General features: G+C 45.0%; 15 protein-coding genes. 9 read left to right on the forward strand and 6 right to left on the reverse strand.

From position 1 onward, the window contains the following. Positions 1 to 50: 50 nt before the first annotated feature. Complete coding sequence (locus AOX59_RS17765; RefSeq protein WP_068447577.1) at positions 51 to 812, reverse strand: ABC transporter permease; 762 nt, start codon at positions 810 to 812, stop codon at positions 51 to 53. Further along, positions 796 to 1,578, reverse strand: coding sequence for an ABC transporter ATP-binding protein (locus AOX59_RS17770; protein ID WP_068447579.1), 783 nt, complete (start codon positions 1,576 to 1,578; stop codon positions 796 to 798). Before AOX59_RS17770 ends, AOX59_RS17765 begins: the two co-directional genes overlap by 17 nt. Positions 1,579 to 1,779: 201 nt before the next feature. On the opposite strand from AOX59_RS17770, the gene AOX59_RS19875 reads away from it, so the two are divergent. Then, complete coding sequence (locus AOX59_RS19875) at positions 1,780 to 1,971, forward strand: PfkB family carbohydrate kinase (RefSeq protein WP_257720713.1); 192 nt, start codon at positions 1,780 to 1,782, stop codon at positions 1,969 to 1,971. A 70-nt stretch (positions 1,972 to 2,041) separates the two neighbouring features. Here the strand turns inward: AOX59_RS19875 and AOX59_RS17775 are convergent, their stop codons facing one another. Further along, the gene (locus tag AOX59_RS17775; RefSeq protein ID WP_068447581.1) at positions 2,042 to 3,088 is read right to left on the reverse strand and encodes a dipeptidase; all 1,047 of its coding nucleotides are present in this window, start codon (positions 3,086 to 3,088) and stop codon (positions 2,042 to 2,044) included. A gap of 367 nt (positions 3,089 to 3,455) precedes the next feature. Here AOX59_RS17775 and AOX59_RS17780 point away from each other — a divergent pair, with 367 nt between their 5' ends. Together AOX59_RS17780 and AOX59_RS17785 are read left to right on the forward strand one after the other, a co-directional pair. Then, positions 3,456 to 4,448 (forward strand): sodium:calcium antiporter, encoded by a 993-nt coding sequence (locus AOX59_RS17780; protein ID WP_068447583.1) that lies wholly within the window; start codon positions 3,456 to 3,458, stop codon positions 4,446 to 4,448. Between the two features lie 162 nt (positions 4,449 to 4,610). After that, positions 4,611 to 5,498 carry a DMT family transporter gene (locus AOX59_RS17785; protein ID WP_068447585.1) on the forward strand — a complete coding sequence of 296 codons (888 nt, stop codon included), beginning with the start codon at positions 4,611 to 4,613 and terminating at the stop codon, positions 5,496 to 5,498. Positions 5,499 to 5,574: 76 nt separating this feature from the next. Here AOX59_RS17785 and AOX59_RS17790 read toward each other — a convergent pair whose 3' ends face one another. Together AOX59_RS17790 and AOX59_RS19880 are read right to left on the reverse strand one after the other, a co-directional pair. Further along, positions 5,575 to 6,018, reverse strand: coding sequence for a flavodoxin domain-containing protein (locus tag AOX59_RS17790; RefSeq protein WP_068447587.1), 444 nt, complete (start codon positions 6,016 to 6,018; stop codon positions 5,575 to 5,577). Positions 6,019 to 6,240: 222 nt separating this feature from the next. Beyond that, complete coding sequence (locus tag AOX59_RS19880) at positions 6,241 to 6,387, reverse strand: hypothetical protein (protein ID WP_156418748.1); 147 nt, start codon at positions 6,385 to 6,387, stop codon at positions 6,241 to 6,243. Between the two features lie 446 nt (positions 6,388 to 6,833). Here AOX59_RS19880 and AOX59_RS17795 point away from each other — a divergent pair, with 446 nt between their 5' ends. Continuing rightward, a complete protein-coding gene (locus AOX59_RS17795; protein ID WP_179946413.1) occupies positions 6,834 to 8,021 on the forward strand; it encodes a M24 family metallopeptidase in 1,188 nt (395 codons plus the stop codon). Between the two features lie 106 nt (positions 8,022 to 8,127). On the opposite strand, the gene AOX59_RS17800 is transcribed toward AOX59_RS17795, so the two are convergent. After that, positions 8,128 to 9,111, reverse strand: coding sequence for a 2-hydroxyacid dehydrogenase (locus AOX59_RS17800; RefSeq protein ID WP_068447589.1), 984 nt, complete (start codon positions 9,109 to 9,111; stop codon positions 8,128 to 8,130). A gap of 220 nt (positions 9,112 to 9,331) precedes the next feature. Between AOX59_RS17800 and AOX59_RS17805 the strand changes: the two genes are divergently transcribed. The 5 genes from AOX59_RS17805 (at position 9,332) to AOX59_RS17825 (ending at position 14,920) form a co-directional block, all read left to right on the forward strand. Continuing rightward, positions 9,332 to 9,988 (forward strand): GntR family transcriptional regulator, encoded by a 657-nt coding sequence (locus tag AOX59_RS17805; protein WP_237049314.1) that lies wholly within the window; start codon positions 9,332 to 9,334, stop codon positions 9,986 to 9,988. A gap of 3 nt (positions 9,989 to 9,991) precedes the next feature. Continuing rightward, positions 9,992 to 11,344, forward strand: a complete 1,353-nt coding sequence (gabT, locus tag AOX59_RS17810) for a 4-aminobutyrate--2-oxoglutarate transaminase (protein ID WP_068447594.1) — start codon at positions 9,992 to 9,994, stop codon at positions 11,342 to 11,344. A 111-nt stretch (positions 11,345 to 11,455) separates the two neighbouring features. Further along, positions 11,456 to 12,898 carry an NAD-dependent succinate-semialdehyde dehydrogenase gene (locus AOX59_RS17815; protein WP_068447596.1) on the forward strand — a complete coding sequence of 481 codons (1,443 nt, stop codon included), beginning with the start codon at positions 11,456 to 11,458 and terminating at the stop codon, positions 12,896 to 12,898. 24 nt (positions 12,899 to 12,922) lie between these two features. Beyond that, on the forward strand, positions 12,923 to 13,309 hold the full coding sequence (locus AOX59_RS17820) for a RidA family protein (RefSeq protein ID WP_068447598.1): 387 nt from the start codon (positions 12,923 to 12,925) through the stop codon (positions 13,307 to 13,309). A gap of 414 nt (positions 13,310 to 13,723) precedes the next feature. Further along, positions 13,724 to 14,920: a M20 metallopeptidase family protein gene (locus AOX59_RS17825; protein ID WP_237049315.1), complete on the forward strand. Its 1,197-nt coding sequence runs from the start codon at positions 13,724 to 13,726 to the stop codon at positions 14,918 to 14,920. Positions 14,921 to 15,039: the final 119 nt, after the last annotated feature.

Consider the following 15,039-nt stretch of genomic DNA (forward strand, 5'->3'; position numbering starts at 1 on the left):
TTTTGTTTTGAAAAATTGACGCTTAGTAATCGGGTATAAATCGCCGATTGTTAAGCTGCTTCTCCCATTCCCCAGCGTCTGAGTACTTTATTTTCAATCCGCTGGAATACAAGCTGGTCGACAATGGAACCAATTACGCCAATAATGATAATGATTCCAATTACGAGACTCATGTTGTTAAAATCGGACGCATAGCTGAGTGTATAGCCCAATCCCGGACCGGTACTCAGCATTTCGCCGGCCATCAATGCACGCCAGCTGAATGCCCATGCCAGCCGAACGCCGGTTACAGCATGTGGAATGGATGCCGGGACAACGACTTTGAAAAATAAATCCATACCCTTTGAACCCATCGTGCGTGCTGCCTGCATATAAATTGGGGCGACATTTTTGATGCCGATGCGCATATTCATTGTCATGACAAATGTTCCGCCGATAACAACAACAAAAATGATTGATGCTTCGGTAAAGCCAAACCAGATGATGGCGAGCGGTACCCAGACTATGCTCGGAACACTTTGCAGGGCTAAAATCATCGTGCCGAGGGTTTCGTCCGCTGTCTTCACTTTGGCAAGCAGTACACCGAGCAGTGTCCCGATCACCAGTGAAATAGCGAGTCCGATGAAAAGATGCCGGAAACTGGCTACGATATCATAGACAAGTGTCATGTCACTAAAGCCGGCATAGATTGTTTCAGCAACTGTCAACGGGCTTGGAATCATGGACTCGGGCCAGATGCCGAGCAGATAGATCCCGTGCCAAATTAAAAGAAGAGTCGCAAAAAATATAATGCGTTTAATAATTACCGGCATATTGCAACTCCTCTTTCATGACGTTTTCAATCTCTGTTTTCAAAATAGCCATGACATCTTCTTCCATTTTGGCCATATCCTGCTGCTGCCGCGGTCGTTCAAGATCAACTTTGAAGTCCGAAATGATTGTTCCCGGTCGTGCGCTCATGATCATAACACGATCTGATAGTTTAATAGCTTCCCGGATGCTGTGTGTGACAAATACGATCGTCTTTTTCGTGTCGAGCCATATTTTTTCAACCTCTTCCTGCAATACCTGGCGCGTTTGTTCATCGAGTGCACCGAATGGTTCATCCATAAGGAGCAGTCCGGAATCCATTGCGAGAGCTCTTGCAATCGCAACACGCTGCTGCATCCCTCCGGAAAGTTCGTGCGGGTAATTGTCGGAAAACTGGCTGAGATGGACCATTTTCAGGTAATATGCAGCTGCCTGCTCCTGTTCATTTTTGTTCAGTCTTTTCCGCAATGGAAAGGTGACATTTTCTTTTACAGACATCCATGGAAATAATGCAGGTTCCTGAAATACCATGCTTTTATCCGGACCGGGCTCTGTGATCTCTTTATTTTCCAAACTGACCGAACCTGATGAGGGCTTCGACAGTCCTGCAATGATTGACAGCAAAGTTGATTTACCACAGCCGGATGGGCCCAGTAATGATATAAATTCACCTTCATTAATGTCCAAATTAATATTTTCTAAAGCCTGAAGCGGCTGCTCATCGTCTCGCTGGAATGATTTGGCGATGTTGCTGATGTCCAGGTACATAGGCGGATACTCACTCCTGTTCACTGTTCGCTCTAATCCTTATTAACTTTATCGGAAATATGCGTTTTAAGCATTTTACCATGGATTGATGAATTTTCCAATAGGCGAATTAACTAAAGTTGAAGAAGACTCCGGGGTTATCTCTATCAGGACGGCCGATTAGTAAGGTCGAGTGCCTATTCGTTTGAACTGCTTGAGCGGATAGGCGGGGGCGATGCGTTTACAGCCGGTATTTTACACGGGATAGCATCCGGCATGAGCCCTGCTGAGGCGGTTGAGTTCGGCACTGCCTCAGGCGTTTTGAAGCATATGGTATATGGGGATCATAATCAGTACACAGCAGATGAAATCAATACATTTATGGAAAATCACGGTTCAGATGTCAGCAGATAATGCTGGTCTAATACTCATTACAAAGAAAGCCGATATCTTCCCAGAAGATATCGGCTTTTATAGTGATGTGTTACTTCCACGTCTCTTCCAAAACACGCACCCAGTTGCCATGTGTGATTTTCTGCAGCTCGTCATCATGAAATCCGTGGGCTTTCAAGCGTTCAAGCAGGTTTGGCAGGCCTGTGACATCTTTTAATGAATCAGGAACACTAGTACCGTCAAAATCAGAGCCTAGTGCGACATGATCGACTCCGAATTTCTCAGCGATATAGGCAACGTGCCGGACTATTTTATCGAGTGATATGTCGGTTTCAAGACCGCCGTCTTCCCGAAGCATGTTAACAGCATAGTTAATCCCGGCAACACCATTAGACTCGGCGATCGCTTCGAGCTGGTTATCGGTCAGGTTCCGGGCAATCGGACTGATCGTGTGGGCATTGGAATGGGTTGCCACAAGCGGTGCCTCCGTGATGGCGGCAACATCCCAGAACCCTTTTTCATTGAGATGCGTGGTATCGATCATAATGCCAAGTTTATTACATTCACGGACAAGTGCTTTCCCGTCATCAGTAAGTCCGGGCCCCGTGTCAGGGGAAGATGGATAGCGGAAAGGTACGCCTTCACCATAAGCGTTTGGCCGGCTCCAGACGATGCCGAGCGACCGAAGCCCTGCCTGATAAAGCACGTGAAGGGCATCGAAGTTAGTGTCAATCGCTTCAGCGCCTTCAATATGGAAAATGGCGGCCATAATGTCATTTTGGAGACAATGTTTTAGTTCCTCAGCTGTCCTGACGACCTTTAACTGACCACGAGCTTCAGATTCAAGCTTAAATAAACGGGCTGCCAATGCGTTCGTGAAATCAAGCGCCCTTTCCTGACTTATTGGCGAAGGCAGCGGTACATCATAGCCATTTTCGGTGAGGTGATCTTCCGGTCCGGCATTGTCGTTTTCATTAGGTGTGAAGACTGCGAAAAAACCGCCCCCAAGACCACTTTTCTGAGCACGGGGAAGATCGATGTGACCGGCCGAACTTTCGGTGAAAAATGACGGGGCATTTGACATTTGAAGTCTTAGAAGTGTATCGTTATGCCCGTCGAAAATTGGATGAGTTGTCATTAAATTCGCTCCTTTTTATTTCGTTTTGTGACTGTATCATATCATACGATTCAGCTTAAGGGTTTATTGTTTTCGGCCGAGGTGAATATCTGGCTGCTGAAATCATGGCACGCCCGGCTAAAATCTTTTTCGCGTGGATTTGGACGCAATTCGCGTGATTATCGTGAATTTCGCGTAGTTCTCTCCCTATTTCGCGCAGTCACCACAGGATTTCGCGCGATCCCACGGCTTCGGTAGACGAAAAACATACCCTCAAGGTGCACGTAAAGCAGGTTTTAATTGGCTGGATATGTCAATTGCTTTAAAATGATAATTATGGGGTAAATTAAAGTATGGGGAGGAGTCAGGAAGATAAGGAGTTGTTAGATTGGTATTTGTCTGGTTTCTTTTAGCAGCTGCACTAACCGTCTATACAGCATTAAAACTATCTGTTTATGCTGACGTAATCAGTGAAAAGACGGCAATGGGCGGCATGATTGTCGGGACAATCCTCCTGGCGGGGGCGACGTCCTTGCCGGAAGTGACGACAAGTTTTTCAGCTGTCATTATTGATAATATTGATATTGCCGTTGGAAATATGCTTGGTTCGAATCTTTTTAATGTGTTCATTTTAGCTGCATTTGATTTATATTACAGGAGGCACAGATTATTTCATCTGGCAAGCAGCAATCACAAATACACGGCTTTACTCGGATTGCTTCTGATGATTTTAGTGTCTGCGGCGCTGATTGCCGGAATCGATTTTACTATTTTTGGAATTGGTGCTGATGCACTTGTGATAATGCTGGTCTACATAGCTGGGATGGCGGTGATCAGTAAGATGCCGTCACCCGAGGTAACTGAACAGGAAGCAAAAGCAGTAACCGATGGACCGGCTGAGAAGCAAGATATTTCGATCAAACATGCCGTCATCGGATTTATCATTGCTGCTATTTTTATACTTGGAGCCGGGACACTTCTCTCAATAACAGGTGATAAAATTGCTGTTGTGACAGGGATGGGGTCCAGTTTTGTGGGCAGTTTCCTGATTGCAGCAACAACCTCGCTGCCTGAAGGGGTCTCTGTCTTTTCAGCTTTACGTTTAAAAAATGTCAATTTGGCAATCGGTGCCATTCTCGGCAGCAATATGCTGAATATGTTCATACTGGCGGCTTCAGATGTTGTTTATCAAAAGGGTTCGATTTTTACCGATGGGTCCGGTTCGCACTTGTTAACAGCCATCGGTGGCTCACTGCTTGTCGCTGTCATCATTTGGGCGTTTATGCGAAGACGTTCACCATCCCTTTGGAGCTACAGCATTCCTTCCATCATAACGGTTATCGGCTATTTTATTGTACAGTATCTGATATTTCATAGTTAATTTAAAAACTGTCATAGCGGCTGCGCTGTGGCAGTTTTTTGTTTGATTACTGTGAAGTTCACCATTAAATTCGCCGATGGTCCCAGTCATCACCGGAATTTCAATTCTGCCAATTCCTGAGAATTTCATGTATAATGGGAGCCGAAAAGGGGGGCGGTGAATTTGAATAAAAAAACATTTATCTTAGCGTTCATGACAATCATTATTTGGGGATCCACATTCGCTGCCATTCGTGCAAGTCTTCATGGCGGATACAGCTCGGGGCACTTGGTGCTGACAAGATTTTTGATCGCATCAGGTGCGTTCGCGCTTTACGCTTTATTACCGGGCACGAAATTCGGCTTGCCGAAAAAGGAAGATCTGATTAAAATCCTGGTGCTCGGATGGATTGGCATCACCGTTTATCACACTGGTATTACGTTCGGTGAGCAGACTGTAGGAGCCGGTGCGACAGCCATGATTGTTGCATCAGCGCCGATATTTACGGCGATCATTGCGATTTTTGCGTTAAATGAATATCCGAGTTTTTTCGGCTGGATCGGTCTTGGCATTGGGTTTATCGGAATTTTTCTGATTACACTCGGTACAACTGGCTCAGGATTCAGTTTGTCATCGGGGGCGCTGCTGATTGTCATCGCGACGATAGCCACATCGATCTTTTTTGTGTTTCAAAAAACGCTGCTTCCCAAGTATCGGCCGGTTGAATTAACGGCCTATTTCACCTGGGCGGGGACGTTGCCGCTCTTAATTTTTTCACCCGGGCTGTTTGATACTATACAAGGAGCGACGCTTGAGGCCCATTTAGCAGCCATCTATGTTGGTGTTTTCCCTGCCGCTATTGCTTACGTCCTGTGGGCTGTTGCGCTTTCTTCAGGCAAAGCCGGCGCAGTGACAAGTATGATGTATATTGAACCGGTCTTTGCGATCCTTGTTGCCTGGGTTTGGTTAAAAGAGTTGCCGAGTCTGCTGTCAGTCGCAGGCGGAGTGATTGCCATTTCGAGTGTTCTTTTGGTGAATATATTTGAACGGAGGCGGCGGACAGCCAATTAGTTTCATATCTGTTTGTATTGAAAAAACGCGGAACACCCTCGATGAGGATTCCGCGTTTTTTTGATATTGGATTCATTTACTTAAGATTCAACACAGCATCTGCAAATCCGGTGCCGTGCTCAATATCTTTATCATCCGGTTCTAGTTCGAATTTGAACTTTTCCTCGTAAACGGCTGCACCACGCTCTTTTGCTTTTGCTGCAAGCGTATCAATTGCAGGGCCGTATATATCGTAATAGGCATCGCACGAGCCGAAGACGCCAACTGTTTTTCCAGTTAAATCAACCTCATCCAAGTCGAAATAGAAATCTTCCACTTCAAATGGAATATCATCATCCCATGAATAGGAGCCAAACAGGATGCTGTCAAACTCTTCCAGGCGGTTTGGTTCGATCGGATCGAGGTCAAACGATTTATGGTCCACCTCATGGCCGTTTGATTTCAAATGCTCGGTCATCTCTTCAGCCATGATTTCAGTGCTGCCTGTCAGACTTGCGTATAATACTAAGACTTTTGCCATGTCATATCATCTCCTTAAACTTGCTGACCTGTATTTATTATACATTCTGATGAGAATTAGTTTCAATTGAAACACGACATGTTTATGAATGTTGAAGGAAATTATTAATCAATTGAATCATAATATTCCTCAATAAAGCCCTGTTCAAACACATTTCACCTCCATCTTCTCAGTCGTTTTATACCTGCTGTTGTTAGGGAGTGATAATTTTAATTCAGTTATTTAATCGGTCTCAACATTAAGCGTTTCTGTGAACTCCTGTGAATTCCAGTCAACTTTCATGAGGAACGATATCAGAGCAGTGACAGCTATAATCGATACATATGCGGTGTAAAATGCATCTAATGATGACATTTTCATTTGACCCATATCAATTTTCTAAGGAAAATCGTTTCATCATGGTGTGATTTGAGGCAGCACCGGAACCTTTCAATCGTAATTGTATGATGTTTTTTCATAATCGTTTCAGGGTAAAGAAAAATAACTCCGTAAACCTTAAGACTCATTCATATAAAATCCTGAGCACAAGTAAATCGCTTTTATTCGAAGCAAACTGGCGTAATAATCGCCTATTTGTAGTTAAATATTCAAATTGTTCAAATAATGATTGACACTGCAATATTTCGTGAATATAATATAATTAAACGAATGTCGACAATCGACAGACTAGTCCAATTTACTTATATGAATAAATGTCGGTTCAATTCTAATATCCTATTAATATAGTTCATTAAGAAGTATCTCCATATAACGTCGACAAATTAGTAAGCGTTTTCATAAAAGCAGTAAAAAGAACGATGGGGGAGGGATCATCTGTGTTGGCATTTCCTATTTCTGAATTTCATGAACGATTGAACCAAACAAAACGCAGGATGGCTGAGGCCGGGGTTGACTTGCTGATGGTAACAGACCCGGCTAACATGAACTATTTGACAGGGTATGACGCATGGTCTTTTTATGTCCATCAAATGCTTATCGTGACCCTTGATGAAGAACAGCCGATTTGGATTGGACGCGGTCAGGATGCAAACGCAGCGCTTCATACGACATGGCTGGAGGAGAATCGTATCATTTCATACGGTGATGATTATATTCAGTCGTCTGTGAAACATCCAATGGACTTTATATGTGACGTTTTAAAACTGAATAACTATGATAAGAAGATAATAGCAGTTGAAATGGATGCATATTATTTTACGGCTAAAAATTATGTGCGGTTAACAGAAGGTCTTCCGGATGCCATCTTTAAAGACGGGACAAATATGGTTAACTGGGTGCGCATTATAAAATCTGACCGTGAAATTGCCTATCTTAAACAAGCTTCACGAATTTCGGAAAATGCTATGCAAGTTGCGTTTGATATGATTAATGAGGGTGTCAGAGAATGTGATGTTGTTGCAGAAATATCCCATGCACAAATCAGCGGCACCGAAGATTTTGGCGGAGATTACCCGTCGATTGTTCCGCTCTTGCCGACCGGGGAAAAGACATCAGCGGCTCATCTGACCTGGTCTGATGACAGATTCAGAGATGGCGACCCTGTCATAATCGAATTGGCTGGTGTGTACCGCCGTTACCATTCACCGCTTGCACGGACAGCTGTGATAGGCCGCCCGTCAGAGGATATGCAGTACGTTTCGGATGTCGTCCTGGATGGCATCAATACAACACTTAATGCGGTCCGCCCCGGCATAACATGCGGAGAGCTTGAAGGGGTCTGGCGCAGTGTGATTGAAAAAAGCGGCATTCGAAAGGAGTCGAGGATGGGTTATTCGGTAGGGCTTAATTATCCGCCTGACTGGGGTGAGCATACAGCGAGCCTTAGACCTGAAGACCAGACAGTTTTGGAACCGAACATGACCTTTCATCTGATTCCGGGCATCTGGATGGAAAAAATGGGTGTGGAGATCAGTGAATCATTCCGTGTGACTGAAACAGGCTGCGAAGTTCTTGCCGAATTTCCGCGTGAACTCATGATCAAACCGAACATTCGGCTGGCATGATACTTTGGGCTTAAGGAGATTGATTATGATTTTTGGCTTTTACCTGTCTGGCCCTTTTTAAAATAGCCGTACCAGCTGGCGCGTGGTACGGCTATTTGTCGTTGTATTATTTTTTCTCCCATGATTCAGGATTAACCAGATTGGGCGGCTTCTCATCGTTTATGCCGGCTTCAAGGTTTTGGGCGGCAAGCTCTGACATGGCAAGCTCGGTTTCATGTGTGGACGAGCCCATGTGCGGGGTTGTGACCACATTATTCATTTTTAAGAGCGGGTTATCCGGCTCAACCGGCTCCCTCGCAAATACATCAAGACCGGCTGCGGTGATGTCCCCATTTTCGAGTGCTTCAATCAGATCTTTCTCCACAATGGTTTTGCCGCGCGATCCGTTAATGAAAATAGCCGATTGTTTCATCAGCTGAAATTCCCGTTTTCCGATCATACCTTCCGTTTCCTTTGTCAGCGGGGTGATCATACAGACAAAATCGGATTCCTGCAGCAGCTCATCAAGATTGCGATAGCCTGCGGAATAAGCTTCTTCAGCATCCGGCTTCCGACTTCGGCTGTGATATAAAATATCCATGTCAAAGCCAAAATGTCCCCGCTGGGCAATGGCTTTTCCGATTCGTCCCATGCCGATGATGCCGAGTGTTTTGTGATGAATATTAATGCCATAGTGTTCTTCTCCGATTGCTTCAGCCTGCCAATGACCATTTTTGACAAAGTTGTCCAGTTCCGGAATGCGTCTGGCAGTTGCTGTAAGTATGCTGAACACGGCGTCTGCCACTGTGTCAGTGAGGATTCCCGGTGTGTTGGTTCCCATAACTTTCCGTTTTGTCATTTCATTCAATTCCAGGTTGTTGTATCCGACCGAGACATTGCTGATGACTTTCAGATTCGGAGCGTTATCAAGCAATTCACGGTCAACAGGCGTTTCTAGTCCGATAATTCCTTCTGCCTCACTGAGATGTTCCAAAAATTCAGGATCCTTTTTGGTGTCGATGTTTTTGAAAAAACCGACATCATATTTTTCTTTCAGATCATCCAGAACCGGCTGTTCTACCCGGTTGTATGCCACAATTTTCTTCTTCAAATCAAACCCTCCATTTCAAGCTGTCTTATATAGTCTCTTTCTTTTAAAATAGACGCAAATTAACTTAGAGTCAATTAATTTCAAATTATCAAAATTTTGGTTGACAATGATAAACGTCTAAATTATGATAATGGTAAGATGTTTTTTGTCGACAATCGACATAGAGCAATAAGATATTTACAGAAAGGAGCATTTGGTTTTGCAGCCTAATAGTGCTATTATGCAAAAACCATTAAGTGAGCTGATTGCTGATGAACTGAAGCAGAAGATCTGGAATGAAGAAATTCAGCTTGGTGAACGGCTGCTGGAAACAGATCTGGCGGAAAGTTATGATGTCAGCCGCAGCACAATCAGGGAAGCTCTGAAGATCCTTGAAAGTGAAGAGCTCGTTGTCAGCCAAGCACGAAAAGGAACTTACGTAGCTGATTTCACCAATCAAGATATTAATGAAATGATTGAATTGCGGACGCTTCTCGAATCACATGCCTTTACGCAAGCGATAAACCGCCTTGAATCGCATCATACGAAGGATTTGGAAGCAATCGTAGACGAGATGAAACAAAAGGCAGATGAAAAAGACTGGAACGGCTTATTTGATTTGGATATGAAGTTTCATAGTTATGTAGTCGGTTTATGCGGGAATACAAGAATCATAAAGATATATGATTCACTTCAGGTGCAAATCAGAACATTTCTGATGCATCTTGACAGGTACTACTCAAGCACACAGGCATTTTATAATGAGCACAAACAATTGCTGGAAGCATTAGTCTCGAATGACGTGCATATTGTGAATGATAGAGTCAGAGAGCATATCGAATATGTCGAGACTAAACTGCTTGGGCAAAGTAGTGATATAGAATTTAAGGAGGTATGACAAATGAGTAAAAAATTTGCTAATGTCAAAACCAATCTGCCGGGACCAAAGGCCAAAGAAATTCTCGACCGCAGACATAACATTGTGCCCGGTGGTGTCAGCTATGGTGTGCCGACATTTGTGGATACGGCGAAGGGTGCACTCCTGAAAGACGTTGACGGGAATCAGTTCATTGATTTTGCAGGTGCAATCGGTGTCAATAATGTTGGGCATAGCCATGATAATGTTGTAAGCGCTTTACAAGATCAGGCTGAAAAGTATATTCATACAGGTTTCAATGTCATGATGTACGACCCGTATATTGAATTTGCGGAGAAACTGGCAGAACTTGCGCCAGGCAGTTTTGACAAGAAGGTCATGTTTCTGAACAGCGGGGCAGAAGCTAACGAAAACGCGATTAAAGTTGCGCGTAAATATACGGAACGTCAGGCTGTCGTTTCATTTACCGGTGGCTTTCATGGACGCACATTGATGACAATGTCAATGACAGCTAAAGTGAAGCCATACAAATTTGAATATGGTCCGTTTGCTCCGGAAGTATATCATGCGCCGTTTCCGTATAATTATCGCCGGCCGGAGTCAATGAGTGAAGATGCCTATGCAGATTATTTATTGAAACAAGTAGAAGATTTCTTCATTACAGAAGTTGATCCGAGTCAGGTGGCCGCCTTCATAATGGAGCCTGTACAGGGCGAGAGCGGTTTTATCATTCCAAATAAAAAGTTCGTCCAAGGGGTATATGAATTGTGCAAACAGCATGGCATCCTGTTTATTGCTGATGAAATCCAGACAGGGTTTGGCCGGACCGGCAAGTATTTTGCAATGGAGCACTTCGGTGTTGAACCTGATCTGGTTACTGTTTCCAAATCGATGGCTGCCGGGCTGCCGATCAGCGGTGTCATTGGACGCCAGGAAGTAATGGATGGTACAGGAGCCGGTGAATTGGGCGGCACATACTGCGGAAGTCCACTTGGCTGCCGTGCAGGCTTGGCAGTGCTGGAAGTCATGGAAGAAGAAAACTTGAATGGTCGCGGCGCTGCAATTGGCCAAAAGGTCATGGAAAAATTCAGCACCATGTATGACCGGTTTGACGCGATTGGTGATTATCGCGGACTTGGCGCTATGTGTGCGCTTGAGTTTGTCAAAGACCGAAGCAGTAAAGAACCGGATAAAGAGATGGCACCCCAGGTATTGAAAGAGGCACGTGAACGTGGGCTGATTGCGCTGAAAGCAGGTGTTTATGATAATGTCGTTCGTTTGTTGATGCCGCTTGTGATTACCGATGAGCAGCTTGAGGAAGGACTTGATATTCTGGAAGAGGCGATTGAAGCGGCAACAGCAAGTGTGAAGGTTTAAGCAATCGAAATTAAGGCTAGAGTTCTCTAAACGGGCTGGTACAAAATCTTAAGCAATTCGGGGAAAACCATTTGCCAGCCAATTTACTGAAAATACAGGAGGGACGCAGTTATGGCAGTACAAACAAAAAATTATTCAATGTACATTAATGGTGAGTGGTCAGGCAGTGAGCTTGATACAATGGACGTTGTGAATCCGTCAAATGGTGAAGTAATCGGGACCGTGCCATACGGCGGTGAAAACGAAGCAGAACAGGCTGTTGATGCGGCTTATGAGGCGTTTCAGTCATGGTCTGAACTGACGGCATACGACAGGGCCGGATACCTGGAAAAACTGAATCAGCTGATGCTTGATAATCAGGAAGAAATGGCTGAAATAATGACGCTGGAAATGGGCAAACCGATAAACGAATCGAGAGGGGAAGTTAAGTACGCTGCTTCATTCCTTAAATGGTTTGCCGAAGAAGGGAAACGCATTTACGGTGAAACGATCCCTACCCACGCAGCCGGCAAGCGTCTGCAAGTGTGGAAAAAGCCAGTCGGTGTTGTGACCGCTATTACACCATGGAATTTCCCGGCAGCTATGCTGACACGTAAGATGGGGCCGGCTCTTGCATCAGGTTGCACATTTATTATGAAACCATCCAGCGACAGTCCGCTGACAGCCGTTAAACTGATGGAACTTGTTGAAGAAGCCGGATTTCCAAAAGGCGTCGTCAACCTTCTAACAGGCTCATCATCCAAAATCGCCAAAGTATCTATGGAAAACAAGAAAGTCCGCAAAGTAACATTTACAGGCTCTACAGAGGTTGGCAAAACGTTAATTCGTCAGAGTGCCGACCAGGTGAAAAAATTATCGCTTGAACTTGGCGGGCATGCACCACTGGTCGTCCTTGATGATGCGGACATTGATCAGGCAGTAGAGGGAACAGTCGCTTCCAAGTTCCGCAATTCCGGCCAGACATGCATTTGCGCCAACCGGGTGTATGTTCAGGAAGGCATTTACGATGAGTTTGTCGAAAAGCTGACAGCAGCTGTTAAGGAGTTAAAAGTCGGCGATGGCATGGACGAATCCAATCAAATTGGCCCATTAATTAATCAGGATGGTCTCGATAAGGTGAAACGCCATGTTGATGATGCCGTTTCAAAAGGGGCACAAGTGGAAGTCGGCGGTGAAACTGTAACTGAATATGAAGGCCTCTTTTATCAGCCGACTGTCATCAAAGATGTGAATCAATCAATGGTTGTCATGCAGGAAGAAACGTTCGGCCCTGTCACACCTGTTGAGAAAATCACATCAGATGAGGAAGCGGTCAAAGTAGCTAATGACACACCATTTGGTCTGGCAGCATACGTCTTTACGGAAAATGTCTCCAGAGGCACACAGCTGATTGAAAAGCTCGATTTTGGCATTGTTGGCTGGAATAATGGTGCGCCATCTGCTGCACAGGTGCCATTCGGCGGCATGAAAGAAAGCGGTATTGGTCGTGAAGGTGGTCATGAAGGCATTGAAGAATTTGTTGAGTCACAATATGTATCAATTGGCATGAAATAAGACCTCAGAAAGGATGGGTGTCTGATGAAAGAAGTCATCCAAACGCTGAATGCACCTCAACCGGGAGGACCGTATTCACAAGGCGTTAAAACCGAATCGTTCATCTTCGTCTCCGGACAGGATGGCATCAAGCCGAGTGGTGAGTCTGTAGGGGCATCGATTGCTGCTCAAACTACTGCGGCCCTTCGGAATATCAAACATATACTGGCGGAAGCTGATGCTGATTTATCAAGTATGGTATATGTGACATGCCATTTGACCGATTTGAATGATGAAACAGTCCGCGAATTCAATGAAGCCTATGAATCTTATTTCAAAAATGTTGACGTAAAGCCTGCCAGGATTACGATCGGAAGCCAGTTATTGGAAACAGATGTTGAAATAACGGCAATTGCCGCAGTGGAGCGGTGAATTTTATAGTAGCTTTTTTCTCAAGGATTGTTTTTTTTACAAAAAATCCATAAACTGCGATGCACTTGCTGTGACTCCGCTCCGGAAATACACTACAGCTTTCCGCGGGCGGCAGTCAATTCCTGCGGGAAAAGCAATGGCTGAAGAATCCCGCAGGACAAGGAATACTGCGACAGCGACACATCTTCGTGAGAAAAAGTGTTTTTCTTTTTCGAGGAAGCTGAAGCGTTGCCCTAAGGTGAGCGACTGCCCGGAGCGGAAATCAACCCTGTCGCAGTTTATATCAATTATGATGATTACAGAGCAACAAAATTTATGAAAAAAGCTTTAATGTAAATACCAGCTTAAAGAGATAGAGTGGCGGAATCGGCTTTAATGCCGATTCTATCTTCTTAAAACAGGGAGGGGGTCAGATTGACGTCCAGCGCTATCAAATCAGCGGCAAAACATATGCAGGATCAACTGTCACAATGGCGTCAGCATTTGCACCGCCATCCGGAATTAAGTTTTCAGGAAGTTGAAACGGCACGATTTATTGCAAAAAATCTTGAACAGATACCTGGTATGAACGTGACTACGGGAGTCGGCTTTCCAACAGCAATAATGGGAACGATTTCATCAGGTTCCGGTCCGACCGTCGTTATCAGGGCAGATATGGATGCCTTGCCGATACAGGAAGAAAATGAATGTAGTTATAAATCGATGAACAACGGGATTATGCATGCGTGCGGTCATGATGCACATTCAACGATTGGATTGGGGACTGCCAGTTTAATAGGTAATTTGTTTGAACAAGGCGAGTTGGAGGGGACGGTTAAATTTCTTTTTCAACCGGCGGAAGAGATGGCAGATCAATACGGGTCAACAGGGGCACCGTACATGATCAAAGCCGGTGCTTTGGAAGAGGCTGATTGGGCACTTGCTTTGCACATGAGTCCGGAAGATGAGCCGGGTCAGGTGAAAGTTCATGACGGGTACAGCATGGCCAATGTTGATGTGTTTGAAGCTGTGGTCACTGGCAGCGGCGGTCACGGTGCATATCCGCACCTGGGCAAAGATCCTGTCTGGATGCTCGGCCCGGTGCTTCAGGCCTTGCATGGAATAGTGGCACGCCGCGTATCACCGCTCGAATCAGCTGTTATAAGTGTGGGCAGTATTCAAAGCGGGTCAGCAAGCAATGTGATTCCCTCAGAAGTACATGTGACAGGGACAATTCGCAGCTATCATCCGGATACGCGTGAATTACTGCACAATGAACTGGAAAAAGCATTTTCATTAGTCCGGCCGCTTGATGGGGACTATCAATTAACTATCAAGCCTGAAGATCCTGCCCTTTATAATGATGCGGGTGTAAATCATATCATCAGGCAAACCATCAGTGAATTATATCCTGATTTTCACATGCTTGATACACCATTTGGATTGGGCGGCGAGGATTTTGCCCATATGACTCAAGAAGTTCCTGGTGCCATGTTTTTCCTTGGGTGTGCTGTTGGCGATGACGCGGTTCGCGATTTGCACACACCGCATTTTGATATTGATGAAAACGTGTTGCCTATCGGGGCAGCAATTCTGGCAGAGTCAGCCCGGCGTCTTTTAAGTAATCAATGACTTCGCGCAGTTATACTGCTATTTCGCGCGATCTCACAGCCAATTCGCGCGGTTACCATAAGAATTCGTGCGATCCCATGACAAATTCGCGCAGAAGCACCTATATCCAGAAGGCAATT

The organism is Lentibacillus amyloliquefaciens, assembly GCF_001307805.1.
Lineage (GTDB): Bacteria > Bacillota > Bacilli > Bacillales > Amphibacillaceae > Lentibacillus > Lentibacillus amyloliquefaciens.

Bases quoted from the DNA above. Each gene is read 5' to 3' on its own strand.
- AOX59_RS17765 (WP_068447577.1), bottom strand. From the start codon at position 812: ATGCCGGTAATTATTAAACGCATTATATTTTTTGCGACTCTTCTTTTA.
- AOX59_RS17815 (WP_068447596.1), top strand. From the start codon at position 11,456: ATGGCAGTACAAACAAAAAATTATTCAATGTACATTAATGGTGAGTGG.
- AOX59_RS17775 (WP_068447581.1), bottom strand. From the start codon at position 3,088: ATGACAACTCATCCAATTTTCGACGGGCATAACGATACACTTCTAAGA.
- gabT (WP_068447594.1), top strand. From the start codon at position 9,992: ATGAGTAAAAAATTTGCTAATGTCAAAACCAATCTGCCGGGACCAAAG.
- AOX59_RS17770 (WP_068447579.1), bottom strand. From the start codon at position 1,578: ATGTACCTGGACATCAGCAACATCGCCAAATCATTCCAGCGAGACGAT.
- AOX59_RS17805 (WP_237049314.1), top strand. From the start codon at position 9,332: ATGCAAAAACCATTAAGTGAGCTGATTGCTGATGAACTGAAGCAGAAG.
- AOX59_RS17790 (WP_068447587.1), bottom strand. From the start codon at position 6,018: ATGGCAAAAGTCTTAGTATTATACGCAAGTCTGACAGGCAGCACTGAA.
- AOX59_RS17820 (WP_068447598.1), top strand. From the start codon at position 12,923: ATGAAAGAAGTCATCCAAACGCTGAATGCACCTCAACCGGGAGGACCG.
- AOX59_RS19880 (WP_156418748.1), bottom strand. From the start codon at position 6,387: ATGGGTCAAATGAAAATGTCATCATTAGATGCATTTTACACCGCATAT.